The following is a 15,253-nucleotide window of genomic DNA, read 5'->3' as shown; positions in this document are numbered from 1 at the left end:
CCTGCGCCGACCTCGCCGGACCCCTTGACCGCACCGGTCTGGGCCTGTAGAAACCTATATCACGCTGTGGTACTAACGTTTCGTTAGACGAAACAGGGCACGCAGGTGACAAACTCATCGCAACGGGGCGGGAGGAGTGGGCGGATGGTTCAAGCACAAGATCCGGCAACGGGGCCGCCGAAGCTCAAGATGGCCAAGGTCGCCACGGCGGCGCTGACGGCCTCGAGCATCGAGAATTACGACTTCTTCATCTACGGCACGGCGGCGGCGCTGGTCTTCCCCCAGCTCTTCTTCCCGGGACAGAGCCCGCTGACCGGGGTCCTGCTCAGCTTCGCCACGTTCGCGGTGGGCTTCGTCGCCCGTCCGCTCGGCGGCATGCTCTTCGGGCACATCGGCGACGTGCGCGGCCGTAAGACCGCGCTGATCGGGGCACTCGCCGGAATGGGGGTGGCCTCGACCCTGATCGGGCTGCTGCCGACGCATTCGGTGATCGGCGTCGCCGCCCCGATCCTGCTGGTGCTGCTGCGTTTCCTGCAGGGCATCGCGGTGGGCGGGCAGCTCGGCGGCGTGGTGCTGCTCGCGACGGAGAACGCCCCGGCGCATCGCCGCGGCTACTTCTCCAGTTTCGCGCAAGCCGGTGCGCCGGGCGGGATCATCCTCGGCAACCTGGCGTTCCTGCTGGTCATCCGGGTCACCTCGCCCGCGGCCTTCGAATCGTGGGGATGGCGCGTCCCGTTCCTGGTCAGCGCACTGCTGATCTGGCTGGCCATCCACCTGCAGCTCAAGCTCGAGGACACCGACGCGTTCCGGCACCTGCAGGAGGTCAAGAAGCAGCGGGCCGAGGCCGACCTCCCGCCCGAGCCTGCCGTGGAGGTCAAGGGTTCCCCGGTCATCCGCGCCTTCAAGGTGCACTACCGGCAGATCGCCTTGGTCGCGTGCGCGTACATCGGCATCAACGTGACGTACTACCTCTTCATGACCTTCGCGGTGTCGTACAGCACGAACCCGAAGATCCTCGGCCTGTCCAAGAATTCCATCCTGCTGGCGGTGCTCGTGGCGGCCGGCGTGCAGCTCGTGCTGCTGCCGCTGTCCGGTGCGCTGTCCGACCGGTTCGGCAGGCGCACGATGCTGCTGGCCGGGTCGGGCATGCTGGCGGTGTTCTCGTTCGGCTTCTGGCCGATGCTGAACACGAAGTCGAGCGTGGTCATCCTGGCGGCGTTCATCATCGGGCTCGGCCTCATGCACACCACGATGTACGGGCCGCAGGGCGCGTTCTTCGCGGAGGTGTTCTCCACCGGGCTCCGCTATTCCGGGGTATCACTGGGAGTGCAGCTGGGTTCGGTGCTGGGCGGTGCCTTCGCGCCGTTGATCGCGACCTCGCTGTACGCCGCGACCGGGTCGTCGGTGTCCGTCGCCGCCTACATGGCCGGGGTTTGCGTGATCACGTTCGTGGCGGTGTTCCTGATGCCGGAAACCCACCGGAAGAACATCAACGAGCCGGTTCCGGCCACCGCGCCGCCGGTCCGGCACAACACCATGGAGGAAACCGGATGACCTTGCCTGTTCGGCAGCTGGGCGGCCTTGCCGTCGGCAAACAGGGGCTCGGATGCATGGGCATGAGCGAGTTCTACGGCGGCGCCGACGAAACCGAGTCGCTGGCGACCGTGCACCGGGCGCTCGAGCTGGGCGTGACCCTGCTCGACACCTCGGACATGTACGGGTACGGGGCCAACGAGGAGCTCGTGGGCCGCGCGATCGCCGGACGGCGCGACCAGGTCGTGCTGGCCACGAAGTTCGGCGTCGTGCGGTCCGATGACACGATGAAACGCGGCGTGCGCGGCGACGCGGAGTATGTGCGGCAGGCGTGCGACGGATCGCTGCGGCGGCTCGGGGTCGACCACATCGATCTGTACCAGCAGCACCGGGTCGACCCGGAGGTCCCCATCGAGGAGACGGTCGGTGTGCTGGCGGAGCTCGTCGCGGCCGGGAAGGTGCGGCACCTCGGGCTGTCCGAGGCGTCCGCCGACACGATCCGCCGGGCGCACGCGGTGCACCCGATCACGTCGGTGCAGTCCGAATGGTCGTTGTGGGAACGGTCGATCGAGAGCGACGTCGTCCCGGTGTGCCGCGAGCTCGGCATCGGCATCATGCCGTACTCGCCGCTCGGCCGCGGGTTCCTCACCGGCCGGTTCAGCTCGCCGGACGACTTCGACAAGGACGACTTCCGGCGGACTTCCCAGCCGCGGTTCGAATCCGGGAACCTCAAGCGGAACCTGGAATTCGTCCGTGCGCTCGAAGCGCTGGCGGAGGACCGCGGGGTCACGGCGGCCCGGCTGGCGCTGGCGTGGGTACACAGCCGTGGCGACGATGTCGTGCCGATCCCGGGTACGAAGCGGCGGAAATACCTCGAAGAGAACGTGGCGGCCGCGCACCTGGAACTGTCCGAAGAGGACATTGCCGCGATCGAGAAAGCGGTACCTGCTGACCAGATCACCGGCGAGCGGTACTCGCCGGACCGGATGACGTTGCTCGACTGAACCTGCTCGACTGACCTGACTGAGGTTTGCGCTATGCGTTTCACGGACCAGGTGGCCATTGTGACCGGCGGAGGAGGGACCGGGCTGGGCAGTACGCTGGCGCACCGCTTCGCGGCCGAGGGGGCCGCGGTAGTGGTCGCCGACGCGAACGGCGAGGCGGCCGGCGAGGTCGCGAAGTCGGTGCGGAACCAGGGCGGGCAGGCCCTTGGCGTCCGCACCGACGTGCGCCGCGAGGACGACGTCGACGCGATGCGGAATGCGGCGGTGCGTGAGTTCGGGCGCATCGACGTGCTGGTGAACAACGCGTTCACGTCGAATCCGGCCAGTATCCTCGACGCGCGCATCGAGGACTGGAGCCGCGACATCGACGTCATCCTGAAGGGCACTTTCCTGTGCTCCCAGCGGGTGCTCCCGACGATGATCGGCCAGGGCAAGGGCGTGATCATCAACATTTCGTCGGTGAACGCGCACACGCACGTCGGCGCGTCCGCGTACAGCGCGGCCAAGGCCGGGGTCGAGTCGCTGACCCGCAATCTGGCCGTCGAGCATGCGCCGGACGGCATCCGGGCCAACGCTTTGGTACCGGGCACGTTCCGCACCGACGTCTGGAACGAGCGCGAGAAGCTCGTCCCCGATCTCCTGGAGCGCCTCGGCAGCTGGTACCCGCTCGGGCACGTCGGTACCACTGACGACATCGCCACCGCAGCGCTTTTCCTTGCCTCGGACGAGGCTTCGTGGATCACCGGCGCGCTGCTTCCGGTGGACGGCGGGTTGCTGGCCGGGAATCCGCGGTTCGCCCGCGAGGTGCATCCGGAGAACGACCGGTGACCGATCTCGCGAAGCTGACCGCGGCCCAGCTCAGCGCCGCGTATGCCGCGGGTGAGCTGTCTCCGGTGGAGGCGACCCGGGCGGCGCTGCAGGCAATCGACACGCACAACGACGCGTACCGGGCCTTCGCGCACGTGGACCACGAAGGCGCGCTGGCGCAGGCGAAAGCTGCCGAGCAACGCTGGTCCGAGGGGCGGTCGCTGAGCGCCCTCGACGGGGTACCCGTGTCGATCAAAGACCTGTTCCTCACCCAGGGAATGCCCACGCTGGCCGGTTCGCCGAGCACCGATCCGACGCAGCCGTGGGACACCGACAGCCCCGCTGCCGCGCGCCTGCGCGAGAACGGGCTCGTGCTGCTCGGCAAGACCACGACGGCGGAGTTCGGCTGGAAAGGCGTCACGGACAACGCAATCGACGGCATCACGCGCAATCCGTGGGACCCGTCGCTGACCGCCGGTGGGTCCAGTGGCGGCAGCGCGGTGGCGGTGAGCACGGGCATGGGCGCGGTGTCGGTGGCGACCGACGGCGCCGGGTCGGTCCGGATTCCGTCGGCGTTCTGCGGGATCGTGGGCTTCAAGCCGACGTACGGCCGCATCCCGATGTACCCGCCGAGTGTCCTCGGAACGCTCGCGCACGCGGGACCGATGGCCCGTACGGTCGCCGACGTCGCCGCGATGACGGACGTGCTCGCCGTCCCGGACCACCGCGACCCGTCCGCCGATGGGGCGGAAACGGAGAGCTACCGCGCTTGGCCGGACGTCCGCGGGGTGCGGGTGGCGTTCTCGCCTGCGCTGGGCCGGGTGCAGGTCGACCCGGAGGTCGCCGCGGTCGTCGCTGCTGCGGTGGCCGACCTGGCTGCTGCCGGGTTCGCCGTGACGGAGACCGATCCCGACCTGCCGGACCTGCTCGGGGCGTTCGAAGTGTTGTGGTCCATGGGTTTCGCGCACCGGCTGGAGCGTTCGCGGCGGGAGCGCGGGGCGGCGGCGGAACCGGCCGACCCGGGGCTGCGCCGGATGGCGGCTCAGGGCGCGCGGCTCACGGCGTACGACTACCAGGCCGCACAAAGCGAACTGGCCGGGCTCGGCATCCGGATGGGCGAGTTCCACACCCGGTACGACGTGCTGATCACGCCCACCGTGCCGATTCCGCCGTTCGCCGCGGGGTACGACGTCCCGCCGGGCAGCGGCCTGCGCAGCTGGGCCGAATGGTGCCCGTTCAGCTTCCCGTTCAACATGACGCGGCAGCCCGCGATCAGCGTGCCGGTCGGCTTCACGGCGCAGGGGTTGCCGGTCGGCCTGCAGATCGTCGGCGCGCGGCACGCCGACCGGCTGGTGCTGGCGGTAGCGGCGGCGGTCGAGGCACTGCAGGCGGACCGGCGCGGAAATGCGGAGGCGAAATGAAGTTCGGGGTCAACACGTTCCTCACCGACGAAGGGATCCAGCCGGGTGCGCTGGCCCGGGCGCTGGAGGAACGGGGGTTCGAAACGCTCGTGGTCACCGAGCATTCGCACATCCCGGTGAAGCGCGAGAGCCCGTGGTCCGGCGGTGACGTGCTGCCCCGCGTGTACTACCGCACGTACGACCCGTTCGTCGCACTCGCCACGGCCGCCACGGCGACGTCCACGCTCACCATCGGCACCGCCGTCGCGCTGCTGGCCCAGCGCGACGTTTTCCACACCGCCAAGGAAATCGCGACCCTGGACCGGCTCTCCGGCGGCCGCGTGCTGTTCGGCGTAGGCGTCGGCTGGAACCGCGAGGAAATGCGCAACCACGGCGTCGACCCGCGCCGGCGCGGCCCGCTGCTGAACGAGAAACTGGCCGCCTTGAAGGAGCTCTGGACCCACGACGAGGCCGAATTCCACGGCGAGCACGTCGACTTCGATCCGGTGTTTTCGTGGCCGAAACCGGTGCAGCAGCCACACCCGCCGATCTACATCGGCGGCGAAAGCAAGGCGGCATTGGACCGCCTGGTCCGCTACGGCGACGGCTGGATGCCGCGGGTGAAGACCCCACCGGAGGAACTGCGCCGCGTCCGGTCCTGGCTGGCCGACCAAGGCCGCCCCGATGTCCGCACCACGCTGTGCGGCGCGACTACCGATTTGGCGGCGATCGAGGCTTATGCGGAGGTGGGCGTGGATCGGGTGACGTTCACGTTGGACACCGCTCCGGAGGGGGAGACTTTGCGGTTGCTGGACGATTTGGCGGCTTTCGTGGAGCGGACCGGGCAGGCTTAGCCGTCCTGGGCGAGGGGAAGGACGAGCTCGTCGACGATCGACCGGATACGGGCGGGCTTCACGGGTTTGAGGTCCATGACCAGGTCGTGGCGGACCAGATCGAACGGCAGGGTGAGCACTGCGGAGGGGATCCGTTCCAGGTCGATCTCGCCGCGGTCGTGGGCGCGCTGATAGAGGGTGGCGATCCGCGAGGTCCGTTCCTCGCCCAGGATTCGGTCGCGGATCTGGGCCGGGGTCAGTCCGGAGCCGGCCAGCAGCCCGGAAAAGGCGGTGGCCGTCGCCACGGCGAAGAAGGCGGCGCGGGCCTCGCCCATGGCGGTCAGCGCGGCGAGGAGGTCGCCGCGCAGGGTGCCGGTGTCGGGCAGGCCGATCGGGTGGTCGATGCGGTAGCGCTCGAGCGCGGAAAGCGCGAGCTCGTCCTTGTTCGCCCAGCGGCGGTACAGCACGGCGACGCCGGTTCCGGCGCGGGCAGCGACGGACTCCATGGTCAGTTTCGCGAAGCCGACCTGGACCAGCTCGTCCCACGCTGCCTCCAGCAGCGCGGCCTCGAGCGCGGGCCCGCGCCGGCGATGCCGGGTGGGTGACTTGGCGGTGGGGGTCACGACTCCATTATAAGGAAGATTTGCATTCCCTAGCGAGCGGGCCTACTCTCGTTGGAGATGAATCCACCTCTTATCGGCGGGGTGGTGGCGAGAAGCAGAGATGGCGGCAAGCATGCGCACCGCAACGGAGACAGGTACGCGTTCCGGGTTCTTCGCCGACGCGAGGATGAACTCGATGGCCAGGGCGATGCTGGGGCGGGTGTACACCGCGGCGGCGGATACCGGTGAGACGTTGACGACGATCGACCGCATCGTCGACGGAGACCTTGGTTCATGGGCGGCGGAGTGGGAGGCGACCGCCGGCCGCGTTGCGGCGATCGGGGACGACTGTGTACGCCGAGGGCACCGCGTGAGCGGCCGCAATGCACTCCTGCGCGCGGCGACCTACTACGCGGCGTGTGTCCTGGTGGCCGACGGGTGCAGGGAACCGGATGTCGTCCGGGCGCGGACGTTCGCCGCCTACCGCCGGTGCTGGGAGCAGTACCTCAGCCTGCTGGACAACTCGCCCGAGCCGCTGGAAATCCCCTACGAGGACACGACGATGCCCGGCTGGTTTTTCGCCGCCCCCGGCGATGGGCCGAAACCGACGCTGGTCATGGTCAACGGTGCGGACGGCGCGGCCAGCTACTTGTGGCCCGGCTACGGCTCCGAGGCGGCGCAGCGGGGTTACCACGTGGTGGTGTTCGACGGGCCCGGCCAGCAGCGCATGCTCTTCGAGCGGGGCATCCCGTTCCGGCCGGACTGGGAGCACGTCCTCACTCCGGTGGTCGACCTGACGCTGGGTCTCCCGGGCGTGGACCCGGAGCGGCTGGCTCTGTACGCGGTCAGCCAGGGTGGTTACTGGGCTCCGCGGGCACTGGCGTTCGAGCATCGTTTCGCGGCCGCGGTCATCGACGACGGCGTGGTCGACGTCTCCGCAGCCTGGCACGCGATGCTGTCGCCCGAGCTGCGGGAACTGCTCGCCAACGGCGAGCGGGACGCCTTCGACGCGGCGATCGAACTCCTCCCGGCACCCGTGAAGCTGATTTTCACCTGGCGGGCCAATCCGTATCGCTGCCCCACTTTCTACGACACGTTTCTCGAGGCCGCCCGCTACGAGATCACGCCGGAACTCGCCGCGCGGATCACGACGCCGGTGCTCATCGCCGATCCCGACCAGGAAGGCTATTTCGCCGGCCAGCCCGAGCGCCTGTACGACATGATCCCGGGCGAGAAGGTGCACGTCCGCTTCACCGAAGCCGAGGGAGCGGCCGGGCACTGTGAGCCGATGGCGCGGTCCCTGGCCGCGCAGCGGTTCTTCGACTTCCTCGACGACCACGTCGGGATCACCGGCTCCTAGCACTCCGTCCTTTGTGGACGGTCAGTGCGGCTGGGAGACGTCCCCCGGGCGGAAGGTGTCCAGGCTGGCGCTGACCGGCGCGTCGAGCTCGGCCTTGTGCTCCCGCGGGTACACCCAGCGCAGCACGGCCTTCGACTTGCTGCCCGGGTACCCGCGTTCGTAGAAGATCTTTCCGTCGCTCAGGTAGCCGGACACCGAGTAGTGGTCGCCTTCGTCCTTGCGATACGTGACCTTGCCACCGGCTGCTTCCGCCCGGGCGACCACCCCGGCCAGCGTCTCCGACGTCCGCTGCCCGCCCGTATTGGCGCCCCACACGGTGAGGGTGGCGTCGAGATCGGCATTGGTGAACGTCATGCCGTCGCCTTTCTCCGGGGTGTACGGGGTCGCGACGTAGCCCGCCGGGACGTGCGCGGAGAAGCCGAACCGCTGGTTGGTGTACGTGGTCTCACCACTGGCGGGAACCGAACTCGACGGCGTGCTCGGCGGCGCAGTTGATGGCGCACTCGACGGCGTGCTCGACCCGGTTTGGCCGAGCGAGGCCAGGAACCGCGGCAGCAGCAGGTTGCCGATCTCGGCATACGGCAGCGTCACGGTCTCCTTCCCGGACGCCGTGTCGCATCCGAGGTCGTACCACAGGATCTCGAACTCGGCCCCGGCCGCGGTGAACCCGATTGCCGCGCCCGGGACGTGCTCGCCACCGGAGGTGCGGTCGGCTGCATCGATGGTGACTTTCCGCCCGACGCCGGTGACGGCTGGGGTCCGGCAGAAGCCGTTCCGCGTGTGCGGTTCGAGCAGCTGGGTGAGCGTCCGCATTCCGGTCGCGGTCAGCACCTCGGGCCGGAACATGTCCTTCGGACCCAGCACCTGCCCGGTGACCAGGTCGACGTTGACGGTTTCGGGGAACCGCCAGGTGGTGTGCGAAAGCACGGACGAGTCGAGATCGTGGTCGTAGCGCACGGACAGCAACGTCGGCGTCTGCAGCAGGACCCGCGCCGTGGACCGGGCGACCGCTGTCTCAGCGGTTTCGGTGAACCGCGGGCTCCAGTCCGGATTGGCGACGGCGTCGCGAATGGTCTTCAGCCGTTTGTCGATCGGGGCCCGCAAGGCGGCGTTGATCCGTTGTCGCGCAGCAGGATCCGCTCCTCCGGCCACCTCGGGGTACTGGAGGTCGTACTTGAGCGGCAGCGCCTGCTCCTGCCCGGCGAGCGTTTTCACCGCCACCGTGAGCGGCGCGGGCGGCGGTGGATCGCTCTTGTTCCCGAAGATCAGAATCCCACCCGTGACCAGCGCGCCGACCACCACGATCGCCGCCGCGATCTTGCCGATGATCACCGCGGTGACGCCGGTTCCGGTTCCCGTGGCGGGCACCCCGGCCGCCACCGCACCGGCCGCGACCGGCGCCGCGGCAGTCCCCGCGCCGGTCAGCAGCGCCAGCGGGGTCAACGCGGTCAGTGCGGCGACCGAAGTGGCCAGCCGCTTCCAGCCGCGCTTCTCCCAGTTCCGTCCGTACGCCTTGCGCGCGACCGTTTCCAGCTCGGTCACGAAAGCGTCCGCTGTGGACGGTCGCCACGCCGGATCCTTGGCCATCCCGCGCGCGATCAGCGGCCGCAGCGCCTCGGGGACGGTGTCCAGCGGCACCGGCGCCCGTTCGTGCATCGAGCGCAGTTCCTGGGTGGTGTCCGCCTCGAACGGCCGATGCCCGGTGATGCTCTCGTAGAACACGCAGGTGGCGGCGTACACGTCGGTGGCAGGCCGGCCCGGCTGCCCGGACCACTGCTCCGGCGCCATGTACGACGGCGACCCGGCAGTCAGCCCGCTGTGCCCGGCCAGCGTGGCCAGCCCGAAGTCAACGAGCTTCGACTCCCCTTCCCGCGACACCAGCACGTTTCCCGGTTTGTAGTCCCGGTGGACCACCCCGGCCGCATGCGCGCCGGCAAGGCCGAGCAGCGAACCCTTCAGGATCGCGAGCGCCGATTCGGGGGCGAGGACGTTCTCCGTCGCCAGCAGCGCGCGCAGCGAAACACCGGGTACGGCCTCCATCACCAGCGCGGCCCCGTGCGGCGTCTCGACGAAGTCGAACAACCGCACCACGTGCGGGCTCCGGACACCCGACAGCAGCCAGGCTTCGCGGCGGAACCCGTCCACGATCCGGGCGTCGGCAAGCAGATCCGGCTGCAGGTACTTGATGGCCGTCAGCTGTCCCGACGCCTCGTGCTTGGCCAGCACGACGCGGCCGAAGCCGCCGGTGCCGAGCACGTCGACCTCGGTGTACCCGGGCACGCGCCAGGTGTCGCTCATCCCCGCCGTCACGATCCTCCCCGTTTCCCGGTCGTGGAGGACATCAGACCACGAGCATCCGGCTGATGTGGCATCTTAGGCAAAGTTGTCACAGTTGTCAGGCCGGAGCAGCGCCAAGCCGCGGCGGGTCGTCTGGTAAAGGACAGTACGGCCGGACCGCTGCCCGGCGACCAACCCGCTGTCCCGTAACACCCGCAGATGCTGCGACACCGCACTCGGCGACACGCGCAATGCCTCGGCGAGCCCGGTGGTGGTGGCAGGGGAGCGCAGCGCGTCGAGCAGTTCGGCGCGGCGCCGCCCGAGCAGGCGGATCACGTGGTCCGGCGCGGGATCGCGGTTCCACAGTGCGCCGCTTCCCCGGGCTGGGTACCGCACTGTGGTCTGCGTGGTGGTGTGCAGCTTGAGCAGAACCCGCGGCGGCCCGAGCACCACGGGGGAGAGCACCAGGCCGCCCGCCGGACGGCCGGGCGAAGGACGATGGTCGCGGCGGAGAATCAGCCGTCCGTCGCGCCAGTTCACCTCGGCATGCAGGTCGGCGAACAACCCGCTGGCACCGCCGTCGGCCCAGCGCCGGGCGCGGTAGGCGATGTCGGCGTCGAGCACCGCGCGCAGCCGGGACCAGTGCGGCGCAATCAGCCGATCGTGTGCCTGGCGCAGTTCTGCCGCAATCGCGTTGAGCCCGGCTGCAGGTTCGGCTGCGAGCGCCCGGGCGGCTTCGGGTAACCGGTCGCCGAAAACCCCGTGCAGGCTCCGCCGGACTTGAGCCGGAGTGGTCGCGCGCATGGCTTCGAGGGCTTCGTCGATGGTCGTCGTGGCCCGGGCCGGGGCGGGCAGCAGGAACTGGGGCCAGCTCGTGCGGTCGTTGACGATCAACGGCCACGTCCATGCCAGATCGAGTGGCCGGGCGGCGAGTTCCCGGCGCGCCCAGCGGACCCACGGCAGGTGCCGATGCGGCGTGCGGGCGAGGGTCTGCAGCCCGGAAATCGTCTCGGACAGCGGCGAGAAGGCGAGCCGGGTGTCCGCCAGGTCGCCGATGGTCAACTCCAGCGTTACCGGCACCCCCTGATTATGCAGTACCGGGCTTAATGGTGGCGAACACACGTTCGAGTCATTCACGGTGGCAGGCATGACACACCGTGAGCTTCCGGCGGCCTACTGGCGGCTGTGGTGGGCGTCGGCGGTGGACAACGTGGGCGACGGCGTTTTCACGGCCGCCGTCCCCCTTCTCGCCGTCACGATCACCCGAGACCCGATCCAGCTCTCGATCGTCTCCGCCGCGACCTACCTGCCGTGGCTGCTGCTCTCGCTACCGGCGGGCGCTCTGGTGGACCGGCTGGACCGGGCCCGGCTGATGTGGCGGTCGCAGGCTCTGCAGACCGTGATCGTCGGGATTGCTGCCGCTCTGATCTGGTTCGGCGCCATCGGCATTCCCGGCCTGGCCTTGATGGGATTCGGCCTGAGCGCGTGCGAGGTCGTGTTCGCCACCGCGTCGCTCGCCATCCTGCCGGACCTGGTTCCCGGCCCGCTGCTGGCCCGCGCCAACGGCAACCAGTACACCATCGCCAGCACCGGCCAGAATTTCCTCGGACCACCCATCGGCAGCCTGCTGTTCGCCGCCGGTGCGGCTTTGCCGTTCGCCGTGGACGCGGCTTCCTTTGCGCTGTCCGCCGCAGTGCTGGCAACCCTGCCCCGCCGCTCGCGCACCCGTCCGGCCCGGACCCCGATGCTGGACGGAATCCGCTGGCTGACCCGGCATCGCCTCCTGCGCACCCTGGCCGCGCTGCTCGCCGTCAACGCTTTTTGCTTTCAGCTCGGCAATGTCACCGTCGTGCTGCTCGCCACCCAGATCCTCCACGTCGGCACCCGCGGCTACGGCCTGCTCCTCGCCGGCGCCGCCGCGGGCAGCGTGCTTGGTGGTCTGGTGAACGCGCGAGTGGTCGCCAAAATCGGTGCCCTGCCGGCATTGTTGACCGCGCTCTCGGCCAACGTCGTGATCTTCGCGCTGATCGGTCTCAGCCCGAACGCCGTGGTGCTCGGCGTACTGCTGGCGTTGAACGGTTTCGCGACGACGCTGTGGAGCGTGGTCACGGTGAGCTTGCGGCAGCAGGTCGTACCCGCGGACCGGCAAGGCCGCGTGCACAGCGTGTACCGCATGCTCGGCTGGAGCCTGATCCCTCTTGGCGCGCTGGCGGGCGGCTTCGTCGCGGACACCCTCGGCATCCGCGCCGCGTACCCGATCGCGGGGGTGGTGCGGGGAATCGCGTTGGTGGTGGCGTTACCGGCGATCCTGTCGGCGATGCGGACGTCAGGCTGACCGGAGCTTTTCCACCACCGCCGCAAGGGAATGTTCGTCCCCGACATTCCCCGCGAATACCACGTACGGCATCCCCGCGAACGGACCTCCGACGGGTTCCCACAGTGAAACAATGCCGGGCAACAACGTCCCGCGGGCGATAGCGCGCCGGATGCCGAGGCTTTCCGTGGCGATGTCGCTGGACGTGATGCCGCCCTTGGCAATCACGAAAGCCGGACGCTGCGCTTGTGCAGTAGCGGTGACAGTCTCGACCAGCGCACTCGACACCTCCCGCGCAATGGCCAGACCGTCGTTTCCCCGGACCACCTCGCGACTCGTCCGGATCACCACGTCCCCGTGCTGCAACGCCTTTGCTGCCGCAGCAGCAACATCGGCGATGTGCCCGCCGCGCGTACCCGGATCCAGCACCGCAGGCGCGGAAAGCTCGATTTCCCGGACCCCGTCGAGCTTGCGCAGTTCCGCCAGCTGGCGCGTCGTCAGGTCCACATGCGATCCGGCCACGATCAACCCGTGGCCGGTACTTTCCGGGCCCGGCAACGGATCCCGGGCCGCCTGCCCGATCCTCGCCCGGACGAACGACGGCCCCACCCGGTACAGCAGCCGGGTTCCCGCTGCCTCGGCCCGGACGATCGCCAGCGCAAGCACGCGCAGATCGTCGTCGCACACCGCGTCCACCACCACCGGCTGCCTGTCGCGCAGCGTGCTCAGCAGCCCGGCGACGTGGTCGGGCCCGCCGAGCCGCACGTCCTCGATGCCCACCGCCAGCACCTGGTCCGGCTTGATCCGCCCGGCGGTCTTCTCGGCGACCCATTCGCGCAGATCCGAGCTGTGGTACCCGAAAGTGGCATCCCGGGCGAACTCGGTCTCGCCCACCGGAACCAGGCCCGCCGGGGTGCGCATCCAGTGCGTGGCGCCCAGGGTGACCCGCCCGGCCTCGACGTACGCCGGAGCCAGCACGACCCCGTCGATCGGCCCGAGCTCGTCGGCCAGAACGTCGGTCTCCAGCGGGAAATGCCCGCGCAGGGTCGAATCGCTCCGGCTCGCCACCACGATGTCGCGCCCCGCCGTACGGAGCGCGCGGACCACTTCCCGGTTGCGGTCCGCGGCCTCGCGCGCGGGCAGGCTGCGGGTGTTGGTGAGCACGTAGCAGGCCGGATGCCGGACGCCCCAGCGCACGTCGGCACCGGACCAGCCGGTGATCACCGGCACGTCGGCGACGGTCTGCGTCCCGGTGGGGTCGTCGTCGAGCACGACGACGCACGGGCCGCCGTCGATCGCGCGGGCGACCTCCGCGGCGCTGACCGGCCGCACCGGCGGCAGCGCGCCGAGGTCAGGCGCCACGGAAGTTGAGCTCCAGCCGGATCTTGCTCGGATCGAACAGATAGACCTGCCGCAGCGGCAGCCGGGGGCGCGAATCGACGGTGTCGTAAGGGATCCCGAGCTCGTCGAGCCGGGCGCGGAGGCCGTCGAAATCCTGCGCTTCGAACGCGACGTGGTCGATCGGCCCGGTCCGTGCGGCCCGATCCTCCCCGACCTCGTTCACGTGCACCACGGCATGCCCGCCGATGCACAGCCACGCCCCTTTGACGTCCAGCGCGGGCCGGTCCCCGAGCGTCATGCCGAGCACGTCGCGGTAGAAGGAGATGGTGCCGCCGAGGTCCGCGGTCTCGATGTTGTAGTGGTCGAGGGAGGTGAGGAACATGGTCTCAGGCTAACATTGGTTGACCGGTGTGCCAATCCTCAGTTCAAGGGCTTGAGCACCGCGGTGAAGTGCCGCAGCGCATCGGCCTGCTCGACGATGCGGTAGCCGGGAAGGTCCGCCGCCGCAGCCGCGATCCGCGCTGCCGCCTCGGCCACGTACTCGAGGTGGTTGCGGGTGTACACCCGGCGCGGCAACGCGAACCGGACGAGTTCGCGGGGCGCGGGCAGATCCGGTCCGCCGTCCGGATTGCGGCGCCCGAAGACGAGCGTGCCGAGCTCCGACACCCGCACGCCGCCTTCGCGATACAGCGCGTTGGCGAATGCGGTCGCCGGCAGCTCGTGCGCGGCGATGTGCGGGAGCAACTGGGCCGCGTCTACGTAAACGGCATGACAGCCAACGGGTTCGACCACCGGCAGACCGGCTTTCGTGAGCCGGGCGCCGAACCACTGCGCCGATTCGGTGCGGTAGCGCAGGTACGCCGGATCGGTGACCTCGACGAGCCCCTGCGCGAGCGCGTCGAGGTCGCGTCCGGCCAGACCGCCGTAAGTGGGAAAGCCCTCGACGGCGATCAGTTGCTCCCGGCAGCGCGCGGCGAGTTCTGGGTCGGTGAGCGCGATCAGGCCGCCGATGTTCGCCAGGCCGTCTTTCTTCAGGCTCGCCCAGCACCCGTCGGCGAGGGTGAACATCTGCCGCGCCACCTCGCGCGGCGATTCACTCGCATGTGCGGAATCCCGTGCAGTGATGAGGTAAGCGTTCTCGGCGAAGCGGGATGCGTCCAGCAGCAGCCGCACGCCGTGGCGGGAACAGAGGTTTCGCGCCCCGGCGATGTTGGCCATCGACACGGGCTGGCCACCGGCCGCGTTGTTCGTGACGGTGAGGACCACGCAGCGCACCCTCGCCCCGTCGGGGGAGGTGAGCAACTGCTCCGCGCGGGTGAGATCGAGGCCGCCGCCGAACCCGGCTTCCCCCTGGCCGGACGGGAAATCCAGCGCGGTCGCCCCGGCCGCTTCCACACTCGCCCTGGTGGTGTCGAAATGCGTGTTGCTGACCGAGAGGTCGCCGTCGCCGAGCAGCGCGCCGAGCAGAATGCGTTCGGCGGCCCGGCCTTGGTGCACGGGAATCACTTCGGGGTACCCGGTGAGCTCGCGCACGACGGATTCGAAGCGCTCGAACGACCTCGCACCCGCGTAGGACTCGTCCCCGCCCAGCAGCGCCGACCATTGCGCCGCGGACATCGCGCTGGTCCCGGAATCGGTGAGCAGGTCGATGGTGATCGCCGAGGACGGCACGCGGAACAGGTTGTGCCCCGCGTGCTCGAGCGCGCGTTCGCGTTCTTCCCTGCTGGGAAAGGGGATCGGCTCGACCATCTTGACGCGGAAGGGTTCCATGAACGCCGGCAC

Annotated in this window: 13 protein-coding genes; 7 read left to right on the top strand and 6 right to left on the bottom strand. The window is 69.7% G+C overall.

What is annotated here, in order from left to right:
* The first annotated feature begins 144 nt into the window (after positions 1 to 144).
* The 5 genes from OO71_RS11790 to OO71_RS11770 are packed head-to-tail and all read left to right on the top strand — an operon-like array spanning position 145 to position 5,598.
* Positions 145 to 1,554, top strand: a complete 1,410-nt coding sequence (locus OO71_RS11790; protein ID WP_033289757.1) for an MFS transporter — start codon at positions 145 to 147, stop codon at positions 1,552 to 1,554.
* A complete protein-coding gene (locus OO71_RS11785; protein WP_033289756.1) occupies positions 1,551 to 2,537 on the top strand; it encodes an aldo/keto reductase in 987 nt (328 codons plus the stop codon). Before OO71_RS11790 ends, OO71_RS11785 begins: the two co-directional genes overlap by 4 nt.
* A 33-nt stretch (positions 2,538 to 2,570) precedes the next feature.
* Positions 2,571 to 3,365 carry an SDR family NAD(P)-dependent oxidoreductase gene (locus OO71_RS11780; protein WP_033289755.1) on the top strand — a complete coding sequence of 265 codons (795 nt, stop codon included), beginning with the start codon at positions 2,571 to 2,573 and terminating at the stop codon, positions 3,363 to 3,365.
* The gene (locus OO71_RS11775; RefSeq protein WP_033289754.1) at positions 3,362 to 4,765 is read left to right on the top strand and encodes an amidase; all 1,404 of its coding nucleotides are present in this window, start codon (positions 3,362 to 3,364) and stop codon (positions 4,763 to 4,765) included. The genes OO71_RS11780 and OO71_RS11775 overlap by 4 nt, the downstream gene beginning before the upstream one ends.
* Positions 4,762 to 5,598: an LLM class F420-dependent oxidoreductase gene (locus tag OO71_RS11770; RefSeq protein WP_033289753.1), complete on the top strand. Its 837-nt coding sequence runs from the start codon at positions 4,762 to 4,764 to the stop codon at positions 5,596 to 5,598. The genes OO71_RS11775 and OO71_RS11770 overlap by 4 nt, the downstream gene beginning before the upstream one ends.
* On the opposite strand, the gene OO71_RS11765 is transcribed toward OO71_RS11770, so the two are convergent.
* The gene (locus OO71_RS11765; protein WP_033289752.1) at positions 5,595 to 6,200 is read right to left on the bottom strand and encodes a TetR/AcrR family transcriptional regulator; all 606 of its coding nucleotides are present in this window, start codon (positions 6,198 to 6,200) and stop codon (positions 5,595 to 5,597) included. The two genes, OO71_RS11770 and OO71_RS11765, sit on opposite strands and share 4 nt — an antisense overlap.
* 112 nt (positions 6,201 to 6,312) lie before the next feature.
* On the opposite strand from OO71_RS11765, the gene OO71_RS11760 reads away from it, so the two are divergent.
* The gene (locus OO71_RS11760) at positions 6,313 to 7,539 is read left to right on the top strand and encodes an alpha/beta hydrolase family protein (protein ID WP_033289877.1); all 1,227 of its coding nucleotides are present in this window, start codon (positions 6,313 to 6,315) and stop codon (positions 7,537 to 7,539) included.
* A 21-nt stretch (positions 7,540 to 7,560) separates the two neighbouring features.
* Here OO71_RS11760 and OO71_RS11755 read toward each other — a convergent pair whose 3' ends face one another.
* Positions 7,561 to 9,837: a protein kinase domain-containing protein gene (locus OO71_RS11755; protein ID WP_051791459.1), complete on the bottom strand. Its 2,277-nt coding sequence runs from the start codon at positions 9,835 to 9,837 to the stop codon at positions 7,561 to 7,563.
* Between the two features lie 75 nt (positions 9,838 to 9,912).
* On the bottom strand, positions 9,913 to 10,896 hold the full coding sequence (locus OO71_RS11750) for a winged helix-turn-helix domain-containing protein (protein ID WP_033289751.1): 984 nt from the start codon (positions 10,894 to 10,896) through the stop codon (positions 9,913 to 9,915).
* A gap of 67 nt (positions 10,897 to 10,963) precedes the next feature.
* Between OO71_RS11750 and OO71_RS11745 the strand changes: the two genes are divergently transcribed.
* Positions 10,964 to 12,151: an MFS transporter gene (locus OO71_RS11745; protein ID WP_033289750.1), complete on the top strand. Its 1,188-nt coding sequence runs from the start codon at positions 10,964 to 10,966 to the stop codon at positions 12,149 to 12,151.
* Here OO71_RS11745 and OO71_RS11740 read toward each other — a convergent pair.
* Genes OO71_RS11740 through OO71_RS11730 form a run of 3 tightly spaced genes read right to left on the bottom strand, consistent with a single transcriptional unit; the run spans position 12,143 to position 15,241 of the window.
* On the bottom strand, positions 12,143 to 13,492 hold the full coding sequence (locus OO71_RS11740; RefSeq protein ID WP_033289749.1) for a four-carbon acid sugar kinase family protein: 1,350 nt from the start codon (positions 13,490 to 13,492) through the stop codon (positions 12,143 to 12,145). The two genes, OO71_RS11745 and OO71_RS11740, sit on opposite strands and share 9 nt — an antisense overlap.
* Positions 13,482 to 13,853, bottom strand: coding sequence for a VOC family protein (locus OO71_RS11735; RefSeq protein ID WP_033289748.1), 372 nt, complete (start codon positions 13,851 to 13,853; stop codon positions 13,482 to 13,484). Before OO71_RS11735 ends, OO71_RS11740 begins: the two co-directional genes overlap by 11 nt.
* 38 nt (positions 13,854 to 13,891) lie before the next feature.
* The gene (locus OO71_RS11730) at positions 13,892 to 15,241 is read right to left on the bottom strand and encodes a tryptophanase (protein WP_033289875.1); all 1,350 of its coding nucleotides are present in this window, start codon (positions 15,239 to 15,241) and stop codon (positions 13,892 to 13,894) included.
* Positions 15,242 to 15,253 lie beyond the last annotated feature (12 nt).

It is taken from the genome of Amycolatopsis jejuensis (genome assembly GCF_000717335.1).
Lineage (GTDB): Bacteria > Actinomycetota > Actinomycetes > Mycobacteriales > Pseudonocardiaceae > Amycolatopsis > Amycolatopsis jejuensis.
This window is presented reverse-complemented; position numbering and strand designations above follow the sequence as displayed.